This is a genomic window from Pseudomonas entomophila, from assembly GCF_013523165.1.
Taxonomy (GTDB): Bacteria; Pseudomonadota; Gammaproteobacteria; order Pseudomonadales; family Pseudomonadaceae; genus Aquipseudomonas; species Aquipseudomonas entomophila_A.
The window spans coordinates 79,446-104,522 of sequence record NZ_JAAMQI010000014.1; the positions used below are offsets into that span (position 1 = coordinate 79,446).

A 25,077-nucleotide genomic window follows, 5' to 3' on the forward strand; every position below is an offset into this window, starting at 1 on the left:
TACGATAGACCTCACAAACGGCCTGCTGCTTCGCCAGCCGGTCGCCTCTCGACTCAAGGACACCCCATGGACCGTGTGCGAAATCTCCTGGAGCAGATCCAGGGACGCCTCGATGAATTGAACAAGGCCGAGCGCAAGGTGGCCGAAGTCATCCTGCTCAACCCCCAGCAAGCCACACGCTTCAGCATCGCGGCGCTGGCCCAGGCGGCTAAGGTCAGCGAGCCGACCGTCAACCGTTTCTGCCGCTCCTTCGGCGTCAGCGGTTACCCTGAACTCAAGCTGCAACTGGCGCAGAGCCTGGCCAGCGGTGCGGCCTACGTGAGCCGTGCGGTCGCCGAGGACGACGATCCGGCAGCGTACACCCAGAAGATCTTCGGCAGCGCCATCGCGTCGCTGGACAGTGCCTGCCAGCAACTCGACCCGCAGCAGGTCAGCCGTGCGGTGGACATGATGATCCAGGCACGCCAGATCCACTTCTTCGGCCTCGGTGCCTCGGCGCCGGTGGCCCTGGATGCCCAGCACAAGTTCTTCCGCTTCAACCTGGCGGTGTCGGCGCATGCCGATGTGCTGATGCAGCGGATGCTGGCCTCGGTGGCACACACGGGGGATCTGTTCGTGATCATTTCCTACACCGGCCGCACGCGCGAGCTGGTGGACGTGGCACGGCTCGCCCGGGAGAACGGCGCCTCGGTGCTCGGCCTGACCGCTGCCGGTTCACCCCTGTCCCAGGCCTGCAGCCTGAGCCTGCACATCCCGCTGCCCGAGGACACCGACATCTACATGCCGATGACCTCGCGCATCATCCAGCTGACCGTGCTCGACGTGCTGGCGACCGGCATGACCTTGCGCCGCGGCGTGGACTTCCAGCCCCACCTGCGCAAGATCAAGGAAAGCCTCAACGCCAGTCGCTATCCCGTCGAGGACAGCGACCTGGGCTGAAACGTCAGGCCGACCGGCTCAGAAGGTCGACGAGACCTTCAGGCCCATGACCCAGGCGTCGTCGACCTGGCTGACGCCACCAGGGCGCTTGATGAACTGCACGTTGGGGCGCACGGTCAGCCAGTCGGTGACGTGCACGCCATAGTAGAGTTCGGCGTCGTATTCGCTGCCACGCAGCGGTACGAACCCTGGGTTGTCGTAGTCGTCGATGCCACTGAGGGTGTTGAGCAGCGTAGCGCGCTTGCGCACGTCCTCGTTGACATGGATTCGTGCCACGCCCAGGCCGATCACGTCCTTGGGACGGGCATCGAAGGCGCCGGTGTAGAGCACGCCGAGCTGCTGGTAGTTGTCGACCAGGTTGGTCGCCTTGTCGTGCACGGTGGCGTTGGCGAACACGCTCAGGCCGCGACTGGCGTCCGACGCCCGGGAGGTCAGCTGCTGCTGCGCCACCAGCCAGGCCCCATGCTTGCTGCCATGGGACTTGAAGCCCTTGCCGCTGACCGCCTGCTCCTGACCGTCGACGTCCTTGTGCAGGTCGTCGGCCGAGGCGCTGCTGCGGTAGTAACCCAGGCGGTATTCACCCGGCAACCCGCCTGGACGCGGCGACCAGATCAGCTCGACCGGCACGATCGTGCCCCGGCTGCCGCTGCCGCTCAGCTTGAAGCCGTTGCCGGTCTCGAGGTTGGACGGGTTCTGCTCGAACACGCCGATCTGCAGCGCCAGCTCGGGCGAGACGTTGTACTTCAGGCGCCCGCCCCACTGGCTCACAGGCCAGTTGTACCAGATGTCACCCACCCAGTTGCCGACCTGCGAGCCGCACAGCGCCAAGTTCTGGAACTCGCATGGGAAGCTGTTGAACTCCTCGCCCGGGCCGTAGCGGCCGACCTTGAGGTCCAGGGCGCCGTCCAGGTAGGTCTGGCGGAACCACAGCTGCGTCAGGCGCCACGTCTGGCCGCGGCCCCAGACCTCCTGCACCGAGCTCAGGTGCCCGGCCCGCGGGTCGCCGATGCGGTCGTTGGACAGGTTGCGCCCGCTGCGCTCGGTGACGGCGATCTTGAACTCGGCATTCTGCCAGCCCAGCACCTTGTCCAGGTCCGTCAGCAGGCCGAAGGCGAACTGGTCGCTGTAGCGCGCCGTGCGGTCATGGTCGTAGCCGCCATGCACGTTGGTCGCCGCCTCGCCCACGTACTGCAGGCTGAAGTTGTAGCCTTTCTCGATCAGCTCGGTGCGGGTGCCGCCCCAATCCCCGCTCATCCAGGGTGAATCCGTCGCGAACGGTTCGAATGCCTGAGCTTCGCCGCTGGCGATGATGCCCAGCAGACCCAGCGCTCCCAGCGCGCCCATGCGTTTGCACTGCTCCATGATGTGTTTCCTCTTCTTGTTATGGGTATCCCAACACGTATCAGCAGCCCTGGTGCAACGGGGCCGCGCCCTGCTCGGTCGACAGCGCCGGCGAATGGCGCAAGCGCTCGCCGGTGACGCTGTCGAACAGCAATACCTTGCTGGCGTCGAGCGCCAGGTCCACGTCATCGCCTGCCTGACAGGCCACGTCCGGCGCCAGGCGACAGCAGACTTTGGTGTCATTGAGCGTGACGAACGCCAGCAGGTCCGGACCTGTCGGCTCGGTGACCTGGACGCGCGCGCGAATGCCGGGCAGTGCAGTGCCCTGCCCCAGGCTGGTGCTGATCTGTTCTGGGCGGATACCCAAGGTGACCGTTCGTTCTCGTAGTTCGGGCGTCATGCGCCCAAGTGGTAATTCGTGCAGCCCCTGGCCACTGTCCAACCGTGCCAACGCCAAACCGTCGCGCTCGATCACGGTCGCAGGGATGAAGTTCATCGGCGGCGAGCCGATGAAGCTGGCCACGAACAGGTTCGCAGGGTTGGTATAAATGTCGCGGGGCGTGCCGAACTGCTGGATGATACCATCCTTCATCACCGCCACCTTGTCGCCCAGTGTCATCGCCTCGATCTGGTCGTGGGTCACGTAGACGGTGGTGGTCCGCAGGCGCTGGTGCATCAGCTTGATCTCGGTGCGCATCTCCACGCGCAGCTTGGCGTCCAGGTTCGACAGCGGTTCGTCGAACAGGTAGATCTTCGGTCGGCGGGCCAAGGCCCGGCCCATGGCCACGCGCTGCTGCTGGCCGCCGGACAGCTGGCCGGGCTTGCGCGTCAGCAAGTGTTCGATCTGCAGCAGCCGCGCGACCCGGTCCACCTCGGCGTCGATCTCGGCCTTGGGCATCTTGCGGATCTTCAGGCCGAAGGCGATGTTGTCGCGCACGCTCATGGTCGGGTACAGCGCGTAGGACTGAAAGACCATCGCGATGTCGCGGTCCTTGGGGCTCATGCCGCTGATGTCGGCGCCGTCGACCAGGATGGCGCCGCCGCTGATGTCCTCGAGCCCGGCGATGCAGTTCATGAGGGTCGACTTGCCACAGCCGGACGGGCCGACCAGGATCAGGAACTCCCCGGAGTCGATCGCCAGGTCGATCGCCTTGAGCGTGTCCGGCAGGCCACTGCCGTAGTGTTTGTTGACGTTGCGTAATTCGAGCCGTGCCATGTCTCACCCCTTGACCGCGCCGGCAGTGAGGCCGCGCAGGAAATATTTGCCAGCCACGATGTAGACCAGCAGGGTCGGTAACCCGGCGATCAGTGCCGCGGCCATGTCGACGTTGTATTCCTTGACCCCGGTGCTGGTGTTGACCAGGTTGTTCAGGGCCACGGTGATCGGTTGCGCATCGCCGCTGGCGAACACCACGCCGAACAGGAAGTCGTTCCAGATCTGGGTGAACTGCCAGATCAGGCACACCATGATGATCGGCAGCGACATCGGCATCAGGATGCGCGTGAAGATGGTGAAGAACCCCGCGCCATCCAGCCGCGCCGCCTGCACCAGGGCCAGCGGCACGCTGCAGTAGTAGTTGCGGAAGAACAGGGTGGTGAAGGCCAGCCCGTAGACCACGTGCACCAGCACCAGCCCGAGCGTGCTGCTGGCCAGGCCCAGCTTGCCCAGGGTGAAGGACGCCGGCAGCAGGACGGTCTGGAACGGCAGGAAGCAGCCGAACAGCAGCAGCCCGAAGAACACCTGCGAGCCACGAAAGCGCCACATCGACAGCACGTAGCCGTTCAGGGCACCGAGCAGGGTGGAGATCAGCACGGCAGGCACGGTGATCTTCACCGAGTTCCAGAAATGCCCACCCACCGCGTCCCAGGCCTTGAGCCAGCCGATGCCGGTGATCACGTCAGGCCAGCTCAGCAGGTTGCCGGTGCGGATGTCCTCGGGCGACTTGACGCTGGTCAGCAGCATCACGATCAGCGGGATGAGGTACAGGGCGCAGGCCGCCAGCAAGGTGGCATGGATGGCCAGGCGGCTGGGCGCATACCAGCGAAGACTAGTCATGGCGCTTGTTCCTGAGTTCGGAGTACAGATACGGCACGAGGATGGCGAGGATCGCGGCGAGCATCAGGATCGCGCTGGCCGAGCCCATGCCCATCTGCCCACGGCTGAAGGTGAACGAGTACATGAACATCGCCGGCAGGTCCGAGGCGTAGCCCGGCCCGCCTGCGGTCATCGCCGCGACCAGGTCGAAGCTCTTGATGGCGATGTGCGCCAGGATCATCACCGCGCTGAAGAACACCGGGCGCAGGCTGGGCAGGACGATGCGCAGGTAGATGCGCGGCAGGCTGGCGCCGTCGACCTGCGCCGCGCGCACGATCGACGGATCGACGCCGCGCAGACCGGCCAGGAACAGCGCCATGACGAAGCCCGAGGCCTGCCAGACCGCCGCGATCACCAGGCAGTAGATGACCCGCTCCGGGTCGACCAGCCAGTCGAAGCGAAAGCCCTCCCAGACCCAGTCGCGCAGCAGCTTGTCCAGGCCCAGGCCTGGGTTGAGCAGCCACTGCCAGGCCGTCCCGGTCACGATCATCGACAGCGCCATCGGGTAGAGGTACACCGTGCGGATGAACCCCTCGCGGCGGATGCGCTGGTCCAGCAGCACGGCCAGGACCACGCCGATCACCAGGCTGATCCCGATGAACAGGCTGCCGAACACCATCAGGTTCTTGCTGGCGACCCACCAGCGGTCGTTGTTGAGCAGCTTGATGTACTGCTCGAACCCGGCCCAGCGGTAGTTGGGCATGAAGGTCGAGCGGGTGAAGGACAACACCAGTGTCCAGAGGATGTAACCATAAAAGCCCACCAGGACGATCAGCATGCTCGGCGCCAGCACCAGTTTCGGTAGCCAGCGCTGCAACGCGTCCAGGGGTGCGGCCCGCGACGGGGCGGCGACTGTGGTCATGCTCGGGTCTCCAGAAGCGAGAGGCAGGGGTGCGCGGCGTCAGACCGCAGCGCACCCGTCACGCGAAGGCGTCAGCGGGCGGCCTTGATCGCCGCGTTCAGCTGCTGAGCGGCCTTGGCCGGATCGGCCTTGGGATCGTTCATGAAGTTGCTGACCACGTCGAAGATCGCGCCCTGCACAGCCAGCGAGGAGGCCATGTTGTGCGCCATGCTCGGTTGCAGGCCATCGCCCTGCTCGGCTTGCTTGAAGTCCTTGGACGACTGCTGGGTGCAGGCGTCGAAGGCGTCCATGGGCATGTCCTGGCGCACCGGCAGCGAGCCCTTGGCCTGGTTGAAGGCGGTCTGGAAGGCCGGCTCCAGGGCGACCTTGGCCAGGTCGCTCTGCGCGGCGATGTCCTTCTCGTTGGTGAGCTTGAACATGGCCAGCGAGTCGATGTTGTAGGTGAAGCTGCCCTGGGTGCCCGGGAACGGTACGCACTGGTAGTCCTTGCCCGCCACCTTGCCGGCGGCGGTCCATTCGCTCTTGGCCCAGTCGCCCATGATCTGCATGCCGGCCTTGCCGTTGATGACCTCGGCGGCGGCGATGTTCCAGTCACGCCCGGCGCGGTTCGGGTCCATGTAGCTGCCGAGTCGCTGCAGCACGCTGAAGGCCTTGACCATGTCCGGGCCGGTCAGGGTCTCCGGGTCGAGGTCGACGAACGCGCGGTGGTAACCGACGGGGCCGAGCACGCTCAGCACCACGTCCTCGAACACGGTGCTGTCCTGCCAGGGCTGACCGCCATGGGCCAGGGGCTGGAAACCTGCAGCCTTGAGCTTGTCGGCGGCGGCGAACAGTTCGTCGAGGGTGGTCGGTACGCTGGCCCCGGTCTTTTCGAAGACGGCCGGATTGATCCACAGCCAGTTGGCGCGGTGGATGTTCACCGGCACGGCCACGTAGTGACCGTCGTACTTCATGATCTCGGCGACCTTGGCCGGCAGCAGCGCGTCCCACTGGTTGGCGGTGGCGACGTCGTCCAGTTCGGTGAGCAGGCCGAGGGCGCCCCATTCCTGGATGTCCGGCCCCTTGATCTGGGCGGCAGCAGGCGGGTTGCCGGCGACCGCGCGGGTCTTGAGCACGGTCATGGCCGCCGCACCGCCGCCACCGGCGACGGCATTGTCCTTCCAGACGTAACCGTCCTGGCCGATCTGATCCTTGAGCGTCTTGACGGCGGCGGCTTCACCACCGGAGGTCCACCAGTGCAGCACCTCGACGGTGCCCTTGTCATCGGCGAAGGCCGCCAGGGGCATCAGCGAAGCGAGGGAAATGGCAGCAGCGATACGAGTGAACGTGGTCATGGGCAATACCTTGTTGTTGTTATGCGAAGTCGTTTCGAGCGAACGATTCCTGGCCATGACGGCATGGCCGGTATTGGGCAAGGAGTCTAACCAGACCGACTGGCCTGGCAGGTCACGAAAGGTTGGAGAAATGTCACAGGATGGTGACATTGCATGGCCAATGGCCGGCGGCTTACCGAGGCAGACTCAAGGTCACACGCAGGCCCCCCTGGCGCAGGTTGAGCAGGCTCACTTCGCCGCCATGGCTGTGGGCGATGTTGCGCGCGATCCCCAGACCCAGGCCGTAGCCTTGCTGCTGCTGGCCCAGGCGCACGTGGGGTTCGAAGACCTGTTCCAGCTGCTGGGCCGGCACGCCCGGCCCCTGGTCGTCGACCTGCAGGACGAAACCGCTGTCGCTGTCGAGCACCCGCAGGTGGGCACGCTCGCCGTACTTGATGGCGTTGTCGATCAGGTTGCCGATGCAGCGGCGCAGGGCCAGGGGCTTGCCGGGATACGGCGCCAGGCTGCGCCCTTCCACCGTGAGGCGCCCGTCTTCCAGGTAGGGTTCGGCCAGCAGGTGCAGCACATGGTCGAGGTCCACCGGCTCGACGTTCTCGTGGATGTCGGTGTCCTTCACGCATTGCAGCGCGCCCTTGACCAGCAGCTCCAGTTCGTCGAGGTCACGGGTGAAGCGCGCCTGCACCTGCTCGTCCTCGAGCAGCTCGACACGCAGCCGCAGGCGGGTGATCGGCGTGCGCAGGTCGTGGGAGATCGCGCTGAACAACTGGCCGCGTTCGGTCAGGTAGCGCGTGATGCGCTCGCTCATGCTGTTGAAGGCGCGCGCCACGTCCGCCACCTCGCTGCCCCCGCCCACTGGCACCGGCGCCACCTCGCCGCTGAGCGACATGTCTCGCGCGGCGCGGGCCAGACGCTTGAGCGGGCGGCTCTGCCAATGCACCAGCAGGCCGATGAACAGCAGCAGCAAGACGCTGGTGATGAGCATGAACAGCAATTGCTGACGTGGCAGCTCCGGCGGCTCGGGCTCGGTGTAGGGCGCTGGCAGCAAGGAGGCGATGTACAGCCACTCGCTCTCGGCCAGGCGGATCTGGGTGACCAGCACGGGCGGGTCGAGTGGCTCGAGGGTCAGGGAATAGTGCGCCCAGGAGCGCGGCAGCTCGTCCAGGCGCAGGCCGCTGTTGAAGATGCGCAGCTCGCCGGGGCTGACGAAGTTCACCTCGAACTGCACGCCCTCGCCCAGGCGCTGGCCCAGGACCTGGCGAAACACGTCGATCACGGCCTGCTTGCGCGGCGTCGCCGGCAGCGTGCGCATCTGCAGCGCGTGCTGGTTGAGCGAGACGAAAAAGCGCGTGCCGCCCATGTGCCGCAATTGATCCAGCACCATCGGCCGATAGGCCACCGGCAGCGAACGCAGGTAGCTGGCGCTGGCGCCCATGGAATGCGCCAGGCTGCCAGCGCTGGCCTGCAGGCCCTGCACCTGGCTGGCGCGCCATTGCGACACCCAGACCAGGCTCGAGAGTCCCTGGGCGAGCGCCACCACCAGCAGCGTCAGCAGCAGCATGCGGCCCAGCAGCGAACGCGGCAACAGGCGCCAGCGACGTTCAGCGACCGGTGCTGACATGCGCGGCCAGCAGATAGCCACTCCCCCGCACGGTCCGGATCAGCCGCGCGGGCCGGTCCACGTCGCGCAGCCGCTGACGCAGGCGGCGCACCGCCATGTCGACCACCCGGTCCAGGGGCATCGGCTCGCGGCCGCGGGTCACGTTGCCGATGGTGTCACGGTCGAGGATCTGCTGCGGGCGCTCGAGGAACAGCTTGAGCAAGGCGAAGTCCGCCCCGGACAGCAGCACCTCCTCGCCGTCACGGTGGAACAGCCGGTGGCTGACCGTGTCCAGGCGCCAGTCGTCGAAGGTCAGCACCGCCGAGCCGGTGTCGCGCGCGAACGCCGAACGGCGCAGCAGGGCCTTGATGCGAGCCTGCAGCTCCCGGGGGCTGAACGGCTTGCCCAGGTAGTCGTCGGCGCCCAGCTCCAGGCCGATGACCCGGTCGGCCTCGTCGGAGCTGGCGGTCAGCATGATGATTGGCACCTGGTCGCGCCGAGGGTGCTGGCGTGTCCAACGGCACAGGCTGAAGCCGTCTTCGTCGGGCAGCATCACGTCCAGGATCACCAGGTCGCAGTGGCCCGTGTCCAGCGCCTGGCGAAAGGCCTGGCCGTCGGCGACGGCGTGCACCTCGAAGCCGGCGCGGCTGAGGTAGGTGTGCAGCAGTTCGCGAATCTCCTGATCGTCGTCGACCAGCAGAATCGAATGTCCGGCAGTGCTCAACGGTAACTCCCTCTGACAAGCCCGCGGGTCTACGCCCGCTGTGATCCGTGTTCGAGCGATTGTTGCAAGGCCACACCGGCCCCCAGCAGCCCCGAGAACGGCGCCGTCACCAACCAGATCGGGATGCCGTCGAAATACTCGCGCATCACCCCCTTGTCGCACAGGCTGTCGGCAAAGCCGCTCTGCCGGAACAGGTCGACGAAGCGCGGAATGACGCCACCGACGATGTACACCCCGCCGCGTGCGCCCAGGGTCAGCACATGGTTGCCGACCACCCGGCCGAAGAAGCGGCAGAATTGCTCGACCACCGCCAGTGCCCGAGGCTCGCCACCCAGCGCGGCATCGGTGATCTGGGCGGGCGTCTCGTGCCGTGGCAGGTCGCCGTCCAGGGCGCACATCGCCTCGTACAGCCGCACCAGGCCACCGCCGCTGAGCACGTGCTCGGCGCTGACGTGGCCCAGGCTGGCGTGCAGCTGCTGATGGATCGCGGCTTCGCGGACGTTGCTCACCGGCAGGTCGACGTGCCCCCCCTCGCCCGGCAGCGCCAGCCAGCGGCGCCCGTCGAGGTGCAGCAGGCCGGCCACCCCCAGGCCGGTTCCCGGGCCGATCACCAGCGCCGGGCGGGTGAGGTCGGCCTGGCCGTCACGGATCGACTGGTACTCGTCCGGCTCGAGGCAGGTCATGCCCAGGGCCATGGCGGAGAAATCATTGATCAGCAGCAGGCGCTCGACGGCCAGGCGCGTGCAGAAGGCATCACGCTGGATGCGCCAGGGGTTGTTGGTGAAGTGGAACTCGTCGCCTTCGACAGGCCCGGCCACGGCCAGGCACACGGCGGCCAGGCCACCGCGGGCGATGCCTTGCTGCTCGAGGTACAGCTCGATGGCGTCCTCGACGCTGTCATGTTCGACGGTGGGGAATACCTGCACCGCGTGCAGTCGATGGTCTTGCCAGAGTGCGAAGCGTGCGTTGGTCCCTCCGATGTCGCCTACCAGCAGGGCTTTCATTCCAGATTCTCCAGGGCCGAAGTAAAGGCGCTGGCGCCCTGCTCCGCCGAGCTGAAGGCCACGCGCATGAAGCCGAAGAGTTCGCGCCCGCAGCCCAGGTCGTTCCCGGTGGGTGTGGGTGGCATGTCGCGTGCGGCCAGTTCCTCGGCCGACACCATGACCTGCAGCGTGCCTTCGGCACCGTCTACGCGCACCCTATCACCATCGCGGACTTTTGCCAGCAGGCCACCGTCATGCGCCTCCGGGCAGACGTGGATCGCCGCCGGGATCTTGCCGGAGGCGCCGGACATGCGCCCGTCGGTCACCAGCGCGACCTTGAAGCCGCGGTCCTGCAGTACCCCGAGGTACGGTGTGAGCTTGTGCAGCTCCGGCATGCCGTTGCTGCGTGGCCCCTGGAAACGCACCACGGCGACAAAGTCGCATTCCAGCTCGCCGGCCTTGAAGGCGTCGGCCAGCGACTGCTGGTCCTGGAAGACCCGCGCAGGCGCCTCGACGACGCGGTGCTCGGGCGCCACGGCCGACACTTTCATCACGCCGCGGCCCAGGTTGCCCTGCATCACCCGCAGCCCGCCTTCGGCGGAGAACGGCCGCGCCACCGGGCGCAGGATGCTCTCGTCGAGGCTGTCACGCGGTCCATCGCGCCAGACCAGGCGCCCATCGTCGAGGAACGGTTCCTGGGTGTAGCGGCGCAGGCCTGGGCCGACCACGGTCTGCACGTCTTCGTGCAACAGGCCGGCATCGAGCAGTTGGCTGATCAGGAACGCCATGCCTCCGGCGGCCTGGAAGTGGTTGATGTCGGCTTTGCCATTGGGGTAGACGTGGGCCAGGGTCGGCACCACCTCGGACAGGTCGGCCATGTCCTGCCAGGTGAGTTGCAGGCCGGCGGCCTGGGCCATGGCCGGCAGGTGCAGGGTATGGTTGGTCGAGCCGCCGGTGGCGTGCAGCGCGACGATGGCGTTGACCATCGACTTCTCGTCGACGATCCGCCCCAGGGGCGTGAACGCGCCCCCGGCTTTGGTCAGGCGCGTGACCTGCCGTGCGGCCTCGGCGGTGAGCGCATCGCGCAACGGCGTGTAGGGGTTGACGAAGGAAGCGCCGGGCAGGTGCAGGCCCATCACTTCCATCAGCAGCTGGTTGGTGTTGGCCGTGCCGTAGAAGGTGCAGGTGCCGGGGCTGTGGTAGGACTGCATCTCCGCTTCGAGCAGCTCCTCGCGGCTGGCCTTGCCCTCGGCATAGCGCTGGCGCACGTCGGCCTTTTCCTTGTTGGACAGCCCCGAGGGCATCGGACCGCCTGGAACGAAGACCGTCGGCAGGTGCCCAAAGCGCAAGGCCCCCATCATCAGGCCTGGAACGATCTTGTCGCAGATGCCCAGCAGCAACGTGGCATCGAACAGGTTGTGCGACAGCGCGATGGCAGTGGACATGGCGATGACTTCGCGACTCGCGATCGCCAGCTCCATCCCCGGCTCGCCCTGGGTCACACCGTCGCACATGGCCGGCACGCCGCCAGCGAACTGGCCCACCGAGCCGATCTCGCGCAGCGCCTGTTTGATCTGCTCGGGGAAGTACTGGTAGGGCTGGTGAGCCGACAGCATGTCGTTGTAGGCCGAGACGATGGCGACGTTGGCGGCGTTCATCAGCCGCAGGCGCTGCTTGTCCTCGCTGCCGCAACCGGCCACGCCATGGGCGAAGTTGGCGCACTGCAGGCTGGCACGGACCGGGCCATCGCTGGCAGCGGCATCGATCAGCGACAGGTAACGCTCACGCGTACGACGACTGCGAGCGATCAATCGCTCGGTAACCTCAAGGATGCGCGGGTGCATGGTGGACTCGACTCCAGGCTGACGTTCGGGGCGGTCTTGAGCGGCTGGCTCGCACATCGTCAGGGCAAGCAAGCACATGCCCGGACCATCGGTAAGCCTGAAATGCTCGACTGCTCGTTGTAGGTTTGATAAAAATTCTGCCACCACTGGGGCTTGTTTTCTATCATTGAACGAATAATCTTGTAATTCCAACAACAAAATCGTTTCAGTGACACGACATTCTTGTCACAGCTCTCTTCCGTTCGCCAGAGGTATCGCCCATGACACTTCGCATCGCCATCAATGGATTCGGCCGCATCGGACGCAACGTCCTGCGCGCACTCTACAGCCAGGGCTATCGCCAGAACCTGCAGGTGGTCGCCATCAACGACCTCGGTGATCTCGCGGTCAACGCCCACCTGCTCAAGCACGACAGCGTACACGGCCTGTTCGACGCCGAGGTGCACGCCGATCAGGACAGCCTGACGGTCAATGGTGACCGCATTGCGTTCAGCGCCATCCGCAACCCTGCCGAACTGCCGTGGCGAGACGCGCGCGTCGATGTGGTGTTCGAGTGCACCGGGCTGTTCACCGACCGGGACAAGGCCGCCGCGCACCTGACCGCCGGTGCGGCCAAGGTCATCGTCTCGGCACCGGCCAAGGGCGCCGACGCCACGATCGTCTATGGCGTCAACCATGATCAGTTGCGCGCCTCGCACCAGGTCATTTCCAACGCCTCGTGCACCACTAACTGCCTGGCCCCGGTGGCCCAGGTGCTGCACCGCGAGTTCGGCATCGAGCACGGTCTGATGACCACCATCCACGCCTTCACCAATGACCAGGTGCTGATCGACGTCAGCCACAAGGACCCGTACCGTGCCCGTGCGGCCACCCAGTCGATGATCCCGAGCAAGACCGGCGCGGCCGAAGCGGTGGGCCTGGTCCTGCCGGCGCTGGCCGGACGCCTGACCGGGATGGCCGTGCGGGTGCCGGTAATCAACGTATCCCTGGTGGACCTGACCGTGACCCTGGAGCGCGACGCGACGGTCGAGGCCGTGAACCAGGCGCTCAAGCAGGCCAGCGAGCACTCGCCCGTGCTGGGCTACAACACCTTGCCGCTGGTGTCCTGCGACTTCAACCACGACCCGCGCTCGTCGATCTTCGACGCCAATCACACCCGCATCAGCGGCAGGATGCTCAAGGTCATGGCGTGGTACGACAACGAGTGGGGGTTCTCCAACCGGATGCTGGACACCTGCCTGGCGGCATGGCGCGCGGGTGAGTAAGGTGCGTTGAAGGAGTGGCGGCGCAGGTAGCGGGCCCGATTGGCCAGCGACAGAGGCCGACCAGGCATCGCTTGCATCGCGGGCAAGCCCGCTCCCACAGGAGGGGGTGTCGCCTGTGCTTTCTGGCTGACTGTACCAGCCCTGGTGGGCTTGGCAGCGACAGGGCCCGCTCAGGCATCGCCTGCATCGCGGGCGAGTCCGCTCTCATAGAACATAAATATCTTTTTGATTTTAAAAGGAATAATTTCAGGATTTGTGGGCCCTGCGGGCCCAATCGCGGCACAGGGGCCGCTCCCACAGGTGACCGCGATAGCCTGCAACCTCGCAGTGGGGCTACGGGTGTAGGAGCGGCCCCAGCCGGGGCGCCGGACCGGCCGCGATGGGCCGCAAAGCGGCCCTAAAATCGATTAGCAATGAAGCTCCGGATCCTGCCAGCTATCGCCATGTTCTCTGCGCGACAGCGCGGCGCCAAGGCGGCGGGCGGACTCCCACAGGGCGGTATGCAGCTTCTGCTGCCTGTCAGGCTGTAGTGGCCTGAGTGGGAGCGGGCTTGCCCGCGATGGGCTGCAGGGCAGCCCGGCAGCGCCTCAGTGATCGTGGTGCAGGTATTCGGCCTGCTTGGGCAGCCGCAGGCTGAACAGGAAGGCGATCGCCATCATCGCAGTGACGTACCAGTAGAAGGTGTTTTCCATCCCCAGGGACTTGAGCCCCAGCGCCACGTACTCGGCAGACCCGCCGAACATCGCGTTGGCCACCGCGTAGGCCAGCCCCACGCCCAGCGCACGCACCTGCGGCGGGAACATCTCGGCCTTCACCAGCCCGCTGATGGAGGTGTAGAAGCTGACGATGCACAGCGCCAGGCTGACCAGCACGAAGGCCATGAACGGGCTGGTCACCGTTTTGAGCGCCATCAGCAGTGGCACGGTGAACACGGTCCCCAACGCGCCGAACAGCAGCATCGAGGTGCGCCGCCCGATGCGGTCGGAGAGCATGCCGAACAGCGGTTGCAGGCACATGAACAGGAACAGCGCGCCGGTCATGACGAAGCTGGCGTCCTTGGCGTGCATGCCGGCCGTGTTGACCAGGTACTTCTGCATGTAGGTGGTGAAGGTGTAGAAGATCAGCGAGCCACCTGCGGTGTAGCCCAGTACCGTGACGAACGCGGCGCCATGGTTGCGGAACAGGCCGGTGACACTGCCGGCTTCGGCGCTCTGGCGGGTTTTGGCGCTGCTGGTCTCCTTCAGCGAACGGCGCAGCATCAGCGAGATCAGGGCGGCGATGGCCCCGACCACGAACGGAACCCGCCAGCCCCAGGCGCGCAACTCGTCGTCGGTGAGCAGCTGCTGCAGGATCACCACCACCAGGACCGCCAGCAACTGCCCGCCAATCAAGGTGACGTACTGGAACGAGGCGAAGAACCCGCGCTGCCCGCGCAGGGCCACTTCGCTCATGTAGGTGGCCGTGGTGCCGTACTCACCGCCGACCGACAGCCCCTGGATCAACCGCGCCACCAGCAGCAGCAACGGTGCCCAGGCGCCGATGCTGGCGTAGGTCGGCAGGCAGGCGATGACCAGCGAGCCGAAGCACATCATCAACACCGAGATCATCAGCGAATGCTTGCGTCCTCGGCGATCGGCCAGACGCCCGAAGATCCACCCGCCGATCGGGCGCATCAGAAACCCGGCGGCGAACACGCCTGCCGTGTTGAGCAGTTGCACGGTCGGGTTGTCCGAGGGGAAGAACACCGGCGCGAAATAGATGGCGCAGAAGGCATAGACGTAGAAGTCGAACCACTCCACCAGGTTGCCCGACGAGGCCCCCACGATCGCGAAGATGCGCTTGCGGCGCTCGTCCTGTGAATAAGGCATTGAGGTCATGGTGGGGTGCTCCCGACTAGTTATAGTGTCAGTCTAGACATAACTAGTAACAACACCGTTCCCGACGGCCTGTTCTATACCCGCTCGATCGCCAGCGCCAACCCCTGCCCCACCCCCACGCACAGCGTCGCCAACCCCTTGCGCCCGCCCCTCTTCTCCAACTGATGCAAGGCCGTCATGACCAACCGCGCCCCACTCATGCCCAGCGGATGGCCCAGGGCGATGGCGCCGCCATTGGGGTTCACCTGGGGCGCGTCGTCCGCCAGGCCCAGCCCGCGCAGCACCGCCAGCCCCTGACTGGCGAAGGCCTCGTTGAGCTCGATGACGTCGAAGTCGCTGACCTTCAGCCTCAACCGCTCGACCAGCTTGGTCACCGCCGGTACCGGGCCGATGCCCATCACCCGAGGCGCGACGCCGGCACTGGCCATGCCCAGCACCCGTGCCCGGGGGGTCAGCCCGTGGCGTTGCACGGCCTCGGCCGACGCCAGGATCATCGCGGCGGCGCCATCGTTCACGCCCGAGGCGTTGCCGGCCGTGACGGTCTTGCCCGGCCCATTGACCGGTGTGAGCCGTGCCAGCGCTTCGGGTGTGGTGTCAGGGCGCGGGTGCTCGTCACGCTCGACCAGCGTGTCGCCCTTCTTGTGCACGACGCGCACGGGCACGATCTCCTCGGCGAAAAAGCCTGCGGCCTGGGCCGCCGCCGCGCGCTGCTGGCTACGCAGGGCGAAGGCATCCTGGTCGGCCCGCGAGATGTGATGGTCCTCGGCGACGTTGTCGGCTGTCTGCGGCATCGAGTCGACCCCATGCGCCGCGCGCATCGCAGGGTTGACGAAGCGCCAGCCGAGGGTGGTGTCCTCGAGCTGCAGCGTACGCGCGTAGCCGCTTTCGGCCTTGCCCATGACGAATGGCGCCCGTGACATGGACTCCACCCCACCGGCGATGGCCAGCTCCATCTCGCCACTGGCGATGGCGCGGAACGCCGTGCCGATGGCTTCCATGCCGGATGCGCACAGGCGATTGAGCGTCACGCCAGGGACCGACTCGGGCAGGCCCGCCAACAGCAACGCCATGCGCGCCACATTACGGTTGTCTTCACCTGCCTGGTTCGCGCAGCCAAGGAAGACTTCGTCGAGCCGCGACCAGTCCACCGACGGGTTGCGCTCGAGCAGAGCCTTGAGCGGTACGGCCGCCAGGTCGTCGGCGCGCACGCTGGCCAGGGCGCCGCCATAGCGGCCGATCGGGGTTCGTACCGCATCGCAAATGAAGACATCACGCATCGTATTTCTCCTGCCTGTGGGCGATGGCGCCCGATCAGCCAGCAGAATAGTGAGCGGGACCTGCGCGCCACAATCCGGTCACCCCGTCTGTGGGCGGTTACCGAACACATTCACGGCGCCTGGCAATGGCCGAACGGCCTGCTCAGGCAGCGCTGCGATCGACGCCCACTGCGCTCACGCAAAGAGTTGTGCGCACAGGTCACGACTGGCGGCCAGCAGAATGGGCAGGAACCGCTGTTCGAGTTCGCCCCGTGTCACCCGTCCGACGTGGGTGCTGACATTGAGCGCCGCCAGCACCTGCCCGGAGGCGTCGTACACCGGCACCGCGATCGAACGCAGCCCTTGCTCCAGCTCCTGGTCGACCACGCACCAGCCCTGCTCGCGTACCTGCCGGATGCACGCCAGCAACGCGGCAGGCTCGTGGAGGGTGCGACTGGTACGCGGCTTCATGTCGGCCCGGTCCAGGTATTCCTGCAGGCTGGCATCGTCGAGCGCCGCCAGCATGATCCGCCCCATCGACGTGCAATACGCCGGCAAACGCCCGCCCACCGACAGGTCGACCGAGATCAGCCGCTCGACGGTGGCCGAGCGCGCGATGTAGAGGATGTCGTCGCCTTCGAGCGTGGCCATGTTGGCCGCCTCGTGCAGTTGTTCACTGATGCGATCCAGATAGGGCTGTGCCGAGACCGCCAGCGGCGTCGAGGACAGGTAGGCATGCCCCAGCGTCAATACCTTGGGCAACAGGGAGTACGTGCGCCCATTGGTGGTCGCGTAGCCCAGCTTCATCAAGGTGTGCAGACAGCGCCGTACCGCAGCGCGTGGGATCTCGGTGCGGTGGCTGATCTGGGCGATGGTCAGGTGGCGCTTGCGCTCCTGAAACGCCTGGATCACCGCCAGCCCCCGCGCCAACGAGGTCATGAAATCCGGATCGCCAGTGAACGCCTGGATGCGTTTGGCAGGCGAAGCGACGATCGGTGGCGCCAGCCCTACTGCAGCAGGTGGCGCGCGATGCCTCGGTGCCTGGGGCGCTAGCGGCTCTTGTTCGTTCATGGCTCACCTCGAAGCACGTGGTTTGTGCGATTATCGGACAACCGACCGATAATCGCAATTGACCGTCGATACATTTGCTTATACCTTGATTGGGCCCATGTGGCTTCTATTGGAGAGACTGGTCAGGTACCCACCGTGGAAGTCCCTAGGCACGGCCTTGCTCCGTGGCAAGGCCGTCTTACTTTCTCTTCTGCTGTTTCAGAACTTTCCTACAAGCAATCTCTCATATGATCATGAGCGTTTGATTGATCGCAGACTTCTGGACAATCAACTTCATTGCCTGCCAGACTCGAAGGCGAGACCCTGGAGCATGCCTGCACGTCGTTGTTATAATTGCCCTGCGCCCCGTCGTGACACTTCGTACCCTGGATCCAATCCAGCGCATGTCGACTGTTCGTCCCGGGCCATTCGAGCGTGCCCTCCTGTCTCGAGTCTTGTTTCAACCGAGTTGCTACGACGCGGTATTCGCCTTGGCCACGTAGCCGCATGCCCTCTGCATGCAGTCGCCAGGCTTCATTAATGAATGATGGATATTACTGTGACGAAAGATGAACTGCGCGCCGAACTCGAGCGTCAGGCCGGCCGTTACAAGGATGTGTACGGTGGTGAAGTGACCACCTACGCCGCTCAATCGGAACCTGAGCGCAAACCCTGGCGCAAACGCTCTACCGTTCAAGACCAAGTCTTTGCCCAAGAGCTGGAGAAGATGGAGAAAGAGTTGCGTGAACACAAACTCTGAAGGCGATCCTGCCATTGGGGACCGCGCGACAGCCCCCCAAGGGGAGAACTGCGCCAGGCCAGACACGTAATTTGACAAATTTCATGTGATTTTTTCGTCTCGCCGCAGCGACCGATTTCGTTCGCGTTTGCCGCGCGTTCAGCGCTGATCAAAACGGCTCCTGGCCCGATCGACCATGGGGCAACCCTTCTACCCCAGCGGTGTCCTGCGCTTCGGTTCGTCGCCGGCTGCCCTGGGGGGGGATCGATTGCCAGGGTTTTCTGGCATAATCCGCCCCCCCTACGACCGCCAGACAAACTTCATGATCGATTTATTCAGCGGACTGGATGCCTGGGTTCTGGTGAGCCTGGTGCTCGCAGTCACCTTCGTGCTCGCCTTCGAGTTCATCAACGGCTTTCATGACACCGCCAACGCGGTAGCCACCGTCATCTACACCAAGGCCATGCCGCCACACCTGGCCGTGTTCCTGTCCGGTGTCTTCAACTTCCTCGGCGTGTTGCTGGGCGGCGTCGGCGTGGCCTACGCCATCGTCCACCTGCTGCCGGTCGAGCTGCTGATCAACGTCAACACCGGTCACGGCCTGGCCATGGTCTTCTCGCTGCTGGCTGCGGCCATCACCTGGAACCTGGGTACCTGGTACTTCGGCATTCCGTCGTCGAGTTCGCACACGCTGATCGGCTCGATCCTCGGCGTGGGCCTGGCCAATGCCCTGATCAACGGCATTCCGCTGGGCGATGGGGTCAACTGGCAGAAAGCGATCGACATCGCGCTCTCCCTGGTCGTCTCGCCCCTGGCAGGCTTCGTGGTCGCCGCCCTGGTGCTGATCGGCCTGAAGTGGTGGCGCCCGCTGTCGAAGATGCACAAGACGCCCGAGCAGCGTCGCAAGCTCGACGACAAGAAGCATCCGCCGTTCTGGAACCGCCTGGTGCTGGTCATCTCGGCCATGGGCGTGAGCTTCGTGCACGGCTCCAATGACGGCCAGAAAGGCATCGGCCTGATCATGCTGGTGCTGATCGGTATCGTACCGTCGCAGTTCGTCCTCGACCTGGGCAGCAGCACCTACCAGATCGAGCGTACCCGTGACGCCACGCTGCACCTGAGCCAGTTTTACCAGCGCAACGAAGCGACGCTTGGCGAGTTCCTGGCCCTGGGCAAGGCCAAGACGGGCGATCTGCCGGAGCAGTTCAGCTGCGACCCGCGCCAGACCGAGCCGACCATCACCGCCTTGCAGCGCACGCTCAAGGGCGTGACCGACTACCATGGGCTGCCCTCCGAGCAACGTGTCGAAGTGCGCCGCTACCTGCTGTGCCTGGACGACACCGCGAAGAAGGTCGGCAAGCTGCCTGGCCTCGACGCCCGCGAGAAGTCCGACCTCGAGAAGCTGCGCAAGGACCTGACCGCCACAACCGAATACGCCCCGTTCTGGGTGATCGTGGCCGTCGCGCTGGCCCTGGGCCTGGGCACCATGGTCGGCTGGAAGCGCGTGGTGCTGACCGTGGGCGAGAAGATCGGCAAGCAGGGCATGACCTATGCCCAGGGCATGGCCGCCCAGATCACGGCAGCCTGCGCCATCGGCATGGCCAACGTGTTCAGCCTGCCAGTCTCGACCACCCATGTCCTGTCTTCCGGCGTGGCAGGCACCATGGTGGCGAACAAGAGCGGCCTGCAAGGCGGTACGGTCAAGACCATCCTGCTGGCCTGGGTCCTGACCCTGCCGGCCTCCATGGGCCTGGCTGCCGGGCTGTTCTGGCTGGCGTCCAAGGCGCTGGCGTAAAGCGGCAGGCGGCAGGCGGCAAGCGAACGTCGCTTGCCGCTTCGGGTATAAAGCGGCGGGCGACCTCATTCGCCCACCGCACACCCACGGTGTTTCCCCGGTTTTTCTTGCGACTTGCCACTTCCAGCTCGTCCCCTCTGTTTTTCCCCTCTCCCATTCAAGATTCCCCCCTCCCCGGCCGATACCCCCTGTCGATGTCCGACGGAAGACCAGGAACGACTCCGGAACGACACGCGGGCAGCGCGCGGTGAGCGCCGATCCCCCCGCCTGAACACCCTGTTCCATCCCCTTGCGGAACCGATTACGCCATGAACAAAAGCTTGAAATTCAGCCATAAGATCCTGCTGGCGGCGTCACTGATCGTCATACTCGCCTTTACCCTGTTCACGCTGTACAACGACTATCTCCAGCGCAATGCGATTCGCGCCGACCTGGAGAGCTATCTGAACGAAATGGGCGAGTCCACGTCGACCAACATCCGCAACCTGCTCGATGGCCGCATCAGGCTGGTGGAAAACCTGGCACAGAACATTGCGCAGGCACCGGACAACGCGGAAGTCTTCATGGGCCAGAAGGCCGTCACCTCGAGCTTTCTCACGGCCTACCTGGGCCGTACCGACGGTCGTTTCAGCGTACGCCCCGATTCGCCAATGCCAGCCGGCTACGACCCGCGCACCCGCCCCTGGTACAAGGACGGCATGAACGCCAGCGGGGCGATCCTCACCGAACCCTACATCGACCTGACCACCAACAAGATGGTCATCGGCATCCTCTCCAGCGTCTCGCGTGACATAGGCGTGGTCGGTGGCGACCTGGCGCTGGACGGGCTGGTGCAGATCATCAACTCGCTGAATTTCGGCGGCATGGGCTATGCGTTCCTGGTCAACGACCAGGGCAAGATCCTGGTGCACCCGGACAAGGCGCTGGTCATGAAGTCCCTGTCAGAGGTCTTCCCGGGGCAGACGCCGCGCCTGACCCAGGACTTGAGCGAAGTCGACGTCGATGGCAACGCCCGCCTGCTGAGTTTCACCCCGGTCAAGGGCCTGCCGAACGCCAACTGGTATGTGGGCCTGTCGGTGGACAAGGCCGATGCCTACGCCATGCTCAGCACCTTCCGCACGTCGGCGGTGATCGCCACGGTGGTCGCGGTGGTCATCATCATCGCCCTGCTTGGCTTGCTGATCCGCGCACTGATGCAACCCTTGCACACCATGACCCGGGCCATGGAAGACATCGCCGAAGGTGAAGGCGACCTGACCAAACGCCTGCGCATCCATCATCAGGACGAGTTCGGCATCCTCGGCACGGCCTTCAACCGCTTCGTCGAGCGCATCCACAGCTCGATCATCGAAGTGTCGTCGGCCACCGAACACGTCAACGAAGTGGCATTGCGCGTGGTCAGCGCCTCCAACTCGTCGATGAGCAACTCGGACGAGCAGTCCAACCGCACCAACAGCGTGGCCGCGGCGATCAACGAGCTGGGCGCCGCCGCCCAGGAAATCGCCAACAACGCGGCTCAGGCCTCCCAGCACGCCAGTTCGGCGCGTCTGCTGGCCGAAGAAGGTCAACAGGTGGTGGACCGCAACATCCAGGCGATGACGCGCCTGTCTGACCTGATCGTCAGCTCCAGCGGGCACATCGAGAAGCTCAACAGCAAGACGGTGAACATCGGTCAGATTCTCGATGTGATCACCAGCATCTCGCAGCAGACCAACCTGCTCGCGCTCAACGCGGCCATCGAGGCGGCGCGTGCCGGTGAAGCCGGTCGCGGCTTCGCCGTGGTCGCCGACGAAGTGCGCAACCTGGCGCACCGCACCCAGGAGTCGGCGCAGCAGGTGCAGACGATGATCGAAGAGCTGCAGGTCGGTGCGCGCGAGTCGGTCGACACCATGGGCCAGAGCCAGCGCCACAGCCAGGACAGCGTCGAGATCGCCAACCAGGCGGGTGAGCGGCTGGGCAGCGTGACCCAGCGCATCGGCGAGATCGATGGCATGAACCAGTCGGTGGCGACCGCCACCGAAGAGCAGACCGCCGTGGTCGACTCGATCAACATGGACATCAACGAGATCAACCTGCTCAACCAGGAAGGCGTGGAGAACCTGCAGGCCACCCTGCGCGCGTGCACCGACCTGGAACAGCAGGCGGCCCGGCTCAAGCATCTGGTCGGCAGCTTCAGGATCTGAGGCAAGCACCGCGCGAGAGGGAGACATTTGCGTGGCACTGCACGTGCCTTCCGCAGGCGGCGAGTGCCTGTGTCGCCGGCGGCCGTTCGCCGCCGCCGGCGCCATGATTGGCGGCGCACAGCCGTCCTGCCGATCGAACAAACCACCCTCCGGAATGGTCAATGGGTAGGCGCGTCATCTCCGGACTGTTACTGCCGGATGACAGACCACCAAGACGATCCCGGAGGGATGCTGATCGTGCACATCGCTGACATCACCATGTTCTATGCCCCGGCCAGCGGGGGTGTACGTACTTACCTCGATGCCAAGCACCGTCGCCTCGGCCATATGCCAGGCGTGCAACACAGTCTTTTGATTCCCGGCCCCAAGCCCAGCGATGCCAATGGTATCTACAAGGTGCCGGCGCTTGCCCTGCCGTTCGGCAACGGTTACCGGTTCCCGGTCCGCCTCGCGCCCTGGTGCAAGGTCCTGGGCCGGCTGCAGCCGGACCTGATCGAAGTCGGCGACCCCTATTTCACGGCCTGGGCCGCACTGGAAGCGCGCCGCCAGCTCGATGTGCCGGTGATCGGCTTCTACCACTCCGACCTGCCCTTGCTGGTCAAGAACCGCATGGGCAGCTGGTTCACGCCCAACGTGGAAGCCTACGTCAGCAAGCTGTACGGCAACTTCGACCGGGTACTGGCCCCCAGCCAGGTGATGGCCGACAAGCTGACCCGCCTAGGCGTCAAGGACGTGCACGTGCAGCGTCTGGGCGTCGACCTGACGACCTTCAACCCTGATCAGCGCGACACACAGCTCAGGGCCCGGCTCGGTATCCCGGACACCGCGCGCCTGCTGGTCTTTGCCGGACGCGGCTCGCGGGAAAAGAACCTGCCGGTCCTGCTCGACTGCATGCGCCAGCTGGGCAAGCCCTACCACCTGTTGCTGGTCGGCTCGAACATGCCCACGGCCGTGCCCGACAACGTCACGGTCATCAATCACTTCTCCCCGGCCCAGGATGTCGCTCGCCTGATGGCCAGCGCCGACCTGCTGGTACACGCGGGCGACCAGGAAACCTTCGGCCTGGTGATTCTCGAGGCCATGGCCAGCGGTACACCGGTGGTGGCCGTGCGCGCAGGCGCCTTCAGCGAACTGGTCAACGATCAGTGTGGCCGACTCTGCCGCCCGAACGACGGGCGGGCGATGGCCGAGGCCGTGCGCGAAGCCTTCGAGGAAGGCACCCGCAAGCTCGGTGCCCAGGCGCGGCGCCATGTCGAGCAGCACTACGCCTGGGATGCGGTGGTCAACGGCCTGCTGGGGCACTACCAGGCCGTGCTGGGCCATCAGCCGGAGGTGCTGGCCCATGCATGACGCCACGCCCAAGACCCGCAGCCTCATGGTCGTGCTGCACGATGTCGCCCCGGAAACCTGGCCGGACTACCGTCCGTTCGTGGAGGCCGTGGACGCCATGGGCGACGTGCCGATGACCTGGCTGGTGGTGCCTGATTTCCATCACCGCAACGCGTTGTCGCGTTCGCCAGACTTCTGCAGCGTGCTCGAACGACGCCTGGCCAAGGGCGACGAGCTGGCATTGCACGGCTATTACCATGCCGACGATGGCCCTGCCGCCCGTTCACCGAAAGAGTTCTTCATGCGCCGGATCTACACGCACGAAGGCGAGTTCTATGGCCTGAGCCAGGCGGCCGCGCTCGACCGTCTGCAGGAAGGCATGGCGCTCTTCGAGCGTCAGGGCTGGCCACTGGCCGGGTTCGTCGCCCCGGCCTGGCTGATGAGCGAAGGCACGCGGCAGGCCCTCAAGACCCTGCCGCTGCGCTACACCAGCACGCCGCAGCACCTGTACAGCCTGCCTGACTTCACCCCGATCACCGCCCCCGGGCTGGTCTGGAGCGCGCGAAGCGCCTGGCGCCGTGGGCTCTCGCGTCTGCTGTGCGACTGGCAACGTCGACGCCTCGAGAGCGCCGACAGCCTGCGCCTGGGCCTGCACCCGGTGGACATGCGTCACGCGTCGTCGCGCGAGTATTGGCTCGAGGCCGTGCGCGAGCTGTTGGACCAAGGCCGTGTGCCCATGACCAAATCGACCTGGCTGGACCACAGGGTCGCCGCATGAGTCGTTTTGCCTGGCTGGGGGTAGCCCTGGCCGTGGCCGTGCTGGTGCCGGCCTTTCTCGGTGGCAGCGAGCTGCTACCGCGCCTGCGCACCTTCCCACCCGGGCTGATGACCGGGCTGCTGGGCATGATCGTGCTGTGCTGGATCCTCAACGCCATGCGCCTTCGCCTGCTGCTGGGCCAGCAAGGCGCCCACCTGGGCCGACTCAAGAGCGTGGGTGTGCTCATGGCCACCGAGTTTGCCATCTGCACCACGCCCGGCGGCAGCGGCGGCCCGGTGGCACTGATCACCCTGCTGAACAAGGAAGGCATCGCCCCTGCACGCAGTGGCGCCGCGTTCGCCATGGACCAGCTCAACGACCTGGCCTTCTTCATCTGTGCGCTGCTGGGGATCGCGGGTTACGCGCTGTTCCATAGCCTGGGCAGGAGCCAGGAGTCAATGCTGATCAGCAGCGCCTTGCTGCTGTGTGGCGTCCTGGCCGTGGTCATCGCCCTGCTGCGCTGGCGCCGTGCGGTGATGCGCTTCAACGGCCGTTGCCTGCGGCGTGTGGGCCTGTCGGAGGTGCGTCGCCGACGCTGGGCCCGCAAGCTGCTGCACTTTCTGGGCGCCCTGGCGGAAACCTGGCAGTTGCCCAAACGGACATTGGCCATGGTCTTCACCCTGACCTGCCTGCACTGGGGGTTGCGCTACAGCGTGCTGTACCTGGCCCTACGCGGCCTGGGTTCGGACTTGGCGTGGATCCCCAGCTTCCTGGTGCAGATGCTCGCCTTGAGCGCCGGCCAGTTCAGCCTGCTGCCCGGTGGCGCCGGCGCCGCCGAGTTGACCTCGGCGACCTTGCTGTCGCCGTTGGTGGGCAGCTCGACGGCGGCGGCGGCGATCATCATCTGGCGAATCGTCACGTACTACTTCTATCTGGCGGCAGGCGGCCCGGTGTTCCTGTGCCTGCTGGCACGTCCTCTGCTGAAGCGCTGGCGTCGGCAACCGAGCTGAGCTGGCGCCACAGCTCGGCGGCCCCTTCGAACTCGGTGCCCAGCGCCTCGCTCATGGCCTCGGGGTCATAACGCGCCAGGCACCCCTCGCCCAGTCG

20 protein-coding genes and 1 pseudogene are annotated in these 25,077 nt (G+C 65.7%); 9 read left to right on the plus strand and 12 right to left on the minus strand.

Going from position 1 to position 25,077, the window contains the following annotated elements; all coding sequences use genetic code 11:
* Positions 1 to 75 precede the first annotated feature (75 nt).
* Positions 76 to 939, plus strand: a complete 864-nt coding sequence (gene hexR, locus G7Z99_RS13040; protein WP_181094487.1) for a DNA-binding transcriptional regulator HexR — start codon at positions 76 to 78, stop codon at positions 937 to 939.
* An 18-nt stretch (positions 940 to 957) separates the two neighbouring features.
* Here hexR and G7Z99_RS13045 read toward each other — a convergent pair whose 3' ends face one another.
* From G7Z99_RS13045 to edd, 9 genes are all read right to left on the minus strand, one after another.
* The gene (locus G7Z99_RS13045) at positions 958 to 2,301 is read right to left on the minus strand and encodes a carbohydrate porin (protein WP_181094384.1); all 1,344 of its coding nucleotides are present in this window, start codon (positions 2,299 to 2,301) and stop codon (positions 958 to 960) included.
* A 40-nt stretch (positions 2,302 to 2,341) separates the two neighbouring features.
* On the minus strand, positions 2,342 to 3,496 hold the full coding sequence (locus G7Z99_RS13050) for an ABC transporter ATP-binding protein (RefSeq protein WP_181094386.1): 1,155 nt from the start codon (positions 3,494 to 3,496) through the stop codon (positions 2,342 to 2,344).
* A 3-nt stretch (positions 3,497 to 3,499) separates the two neighbouring features.
* A complete protein-coding gene (locus G7Z99_RS13055) occupies positions 3,500 to 4,336 on the minus strand; it encodes a carbohydrate ABC transporter permease (protein ID WP_181094388.1) in 837 nt (278 codons plus the stop codon).
* Positions 4,329 to 5,237: a carbohydrate ABC transporter permease gene (locus tag G7Z99_RS13060; protein WP_181094390.1), complete on the minus strand. Its 909-nt coding sequence runs from the start codon at positions 5,235 to 5,237 to the stop codon at positions 4,329 to 4,331. Before G7Z99_RS13060 ends, G7Z99_RS13055 begins: the two co-directional genes overlap by 8 nt.
* Before the next feature lie 71 nt (positions 5,238 to 5,308).
* The gene (locus tag G7Z99_RS13065; RefSeq protein WP_181094392.1) at positions 5,309 to 6,571 is read right to left on the minus strand and encodes an ABC transporter substrate-binding protein; all 1,263 of its coding nucleotides are present in this window, start codon (positions 6,569 to 6,571) and stop codon (positions 5,309 to 5,311) included.
* A 172-nt stretch (positions 6,572 to 6,743) separates the two neighbouring features.
* Complete coding sequence (locus tag G7Z99_RS13070) at positions 6,744 to 8,189, minus strand: ATP-binding protein (RefSeq protein WP_181094394.1); 1,446 nt, start codon at positions 8,187 to 8,189, stop codon at positions 6,744 to 6,746.
* Positions 8,170 to 8,892: a response regulator gene (locus G7Z99_RS13075; protein WP_181094396.1), complete on the minus strand. Its 723-nt coding sequence runs from the start codon at positions 8,890 to 8,892 to the stop codon at positions 8,170 to 8,172. The genes G7Z99_RS13070 and G7Z99_RS13075 overlap by 20 nt, the downstream gene beginning before the upstream one ends.
* 29 nt (positions 8,893 to 8,921) lie before the next feature.
* Positions 8,922 to 9,896 carry a glucokinase gene (locus G7Z99_RS13080; RefSeq protein WP_181094398.1) on the minus strand — a complete coding sequence of 325 codons (975 nt, stop codon included), beginning with the start codon at positions 9,894 to 9,896 and terminating at the stop codon, positions 8,922 to 8,924.
* The gene (gene edd, locus G7Z99_RS13085) at positions 9,893 to 11,719 is read right to left on the minus strand and encodes a phosphogluconate dehydratase (RefSeq protein WP_181094400.1); all 1,827 of its coding nucleotides are present in this window, start codon (positions 11,717 to 11,719) and stop codon (positions 9,893 to 9,895) included. The genes G7Z99_RS13080 and edd overlap by 4 nt, the downstream gene beginning before the upstream one ends.
* Positions 11,720 to 11,979: 260 nt before the next feature.
* Between edd and gap the strand changes: the two genes are divergently transcribed.
* Entirely contained in the window at positions 11,980 to 12,984 is a 1,005-nt protein-coding gene (gap, locus tag G7Z99_RS13090) for a type I glyceraldehyde-3-phosphate dehydrogenase (RefSeq protein WP_181094402.1), read from the plus strand.
* 587 nt (positions 12,985 to 13,571) lie between these two features.
* Here the strand turns inward: gap and G7Z99_RS13095 are convergent.
* The 3 genes from G7Z99_RS13095 to pcaR all read right to left on the minus strand — a co-directional run bounded on the left by G7Z99_RS13095 (position 13,572) and on the right by pcaR (position 17,188).
* Complete coding sequence (locus G7Z99_RS13095; RefSeq protein ID WP_181094404.1) at positions 13,572 to 14,861, minus strand: MFS family transporter; 1,290 nt, start codon at positions 14,859 to 14,861, stop codon at positions 13,572 to 13,574.
* A 74-nt stretch (positions 14,862 to 14,935) separates the two neighbouring features.
* On the minus strand, positions 14,936 to 16,138 hold the full coding sequence (pcaF, locus tag G7Z99_RS13100; RefSeq protein ID WP_181094406.1) for a 3-oxoadipyl-CoA thiolase: 1,203 nt from the start codon (positions 16,136 to 16,138) through the stop codon (positions 14,936 to 14,938).
* Between the two features lie 174 nt (positions 16,139 to 16,312).
* Entirely contained in the window at positions 16,313 to 17,188 is an 876-nt protein-coding gene (gene pcaR, locus G7Z99_RS13105) for a pca regulon transcriptional regulator PcaR (RefSeq protein ID WP_258197027.1), read from the minus strand.
* A gap of 538 nt (positions 17,189 to 17,726) precedes the next feature.
* Between pcaR and G7Z99_RS13110 the strand changes: the two genes are divergently transcribed.
* The 7 genes and pseudogenes from G7Z99_RS13110 to G7Z99_RS13135 all read left to right on the plus strand — a co-directional run bounded on the left by G7Z99_RS13110 (position 17,727) and on the right by G7Z99_RS13135 (position 24,980).
* Positions 17,727 to 17,927: a hypothetical protein gene (locus G7Z99_RS13110; protein ID WP_181094408.1), complete on the plus strand. Its 201-nt coding sequence runs from the start codon at positions 17,727 to 17,729 to the stop codon at positions 17,925 to 17,927.
* A gap of 301 nt (positions 17,928 to 18,228) precedes the next feature.
* Complete coding sequence (locus tag G7Z99_RS13115) at positions 18,229 to 19,701, plus strand: inorganic phosphate transporter (protein ID WP_181094410.1); 1,473 nt, start codon at positions 18,229 to 18,231, stop codon at positions 19,699 to 19,701.
* A 452-nt stretch (positions 19,702 to 20,153) separates the two neighbouring features.
* A pseudogene (locus G7Z99_RS20180) lies at positions 20,154 to 21,026 on the plus strand (HAMP domain-containing protein); the annotation flags it as partial.
* Between the two features lie 93 nt (positions 21,027 to 21,119).
* Positions 21,120 to 21,884, plus strand: a complete 765-nt coding sequence (locus G7Z99_RS20185; RefSeq protein WP_375139155.1) for a methyl-accepting chemotaxis protein — start codon at positions 21,120 to 21,122, stop codon at positions 21,882 to 21,884.
* A gap of 228 nt (positions 21,885 to 22,112) precedes the next feature.
* Positions 22,113 to 23,234, plus strand: coding sequence for a glycosyltransferase family 4 protein (locus tag G7Z99_RS13125; RefSeq protein ID WP_181094491.1), 1,122 nt, complete (start codon positions 22,113 to 22,115; stop codon positions 23,232 to 23,234).
* A complete protein-coding gene (locus G7Z99_RS13130; RefSeq protein WP_181094414.1) occupies positions 23,227 to 23,991 on the plus strand; it encodes a DUF2334 domain-containing protein in 765 nt (254 codons plus the stop codon). Before G7Z99_RS13125 ends, G7Z99_RS13130 begins: the two co-directional genes overlap by 8 nt.
* Positions 23,988 to 24,980 carry a lysylphosphatidylglycerol synthase transmembrane domain-containing protein gene (locus tag G7Z99_RS13135; protein WP_181094416.1) on the plus strand — a complete coding sequence of 331 codons (993 nt, stop codon included), beginning with the start codon at positions 23,988 to 23,990 and terminating at the stop codon, positions 24,978 to 24,980. Before G7Z99_RS13130 ends, G7Z99_RS13135 begins: the two co-directional genes overlap by 4 nt.
* Positions 24,981 to 25,077: the final 97 nt, after the last annotated feature.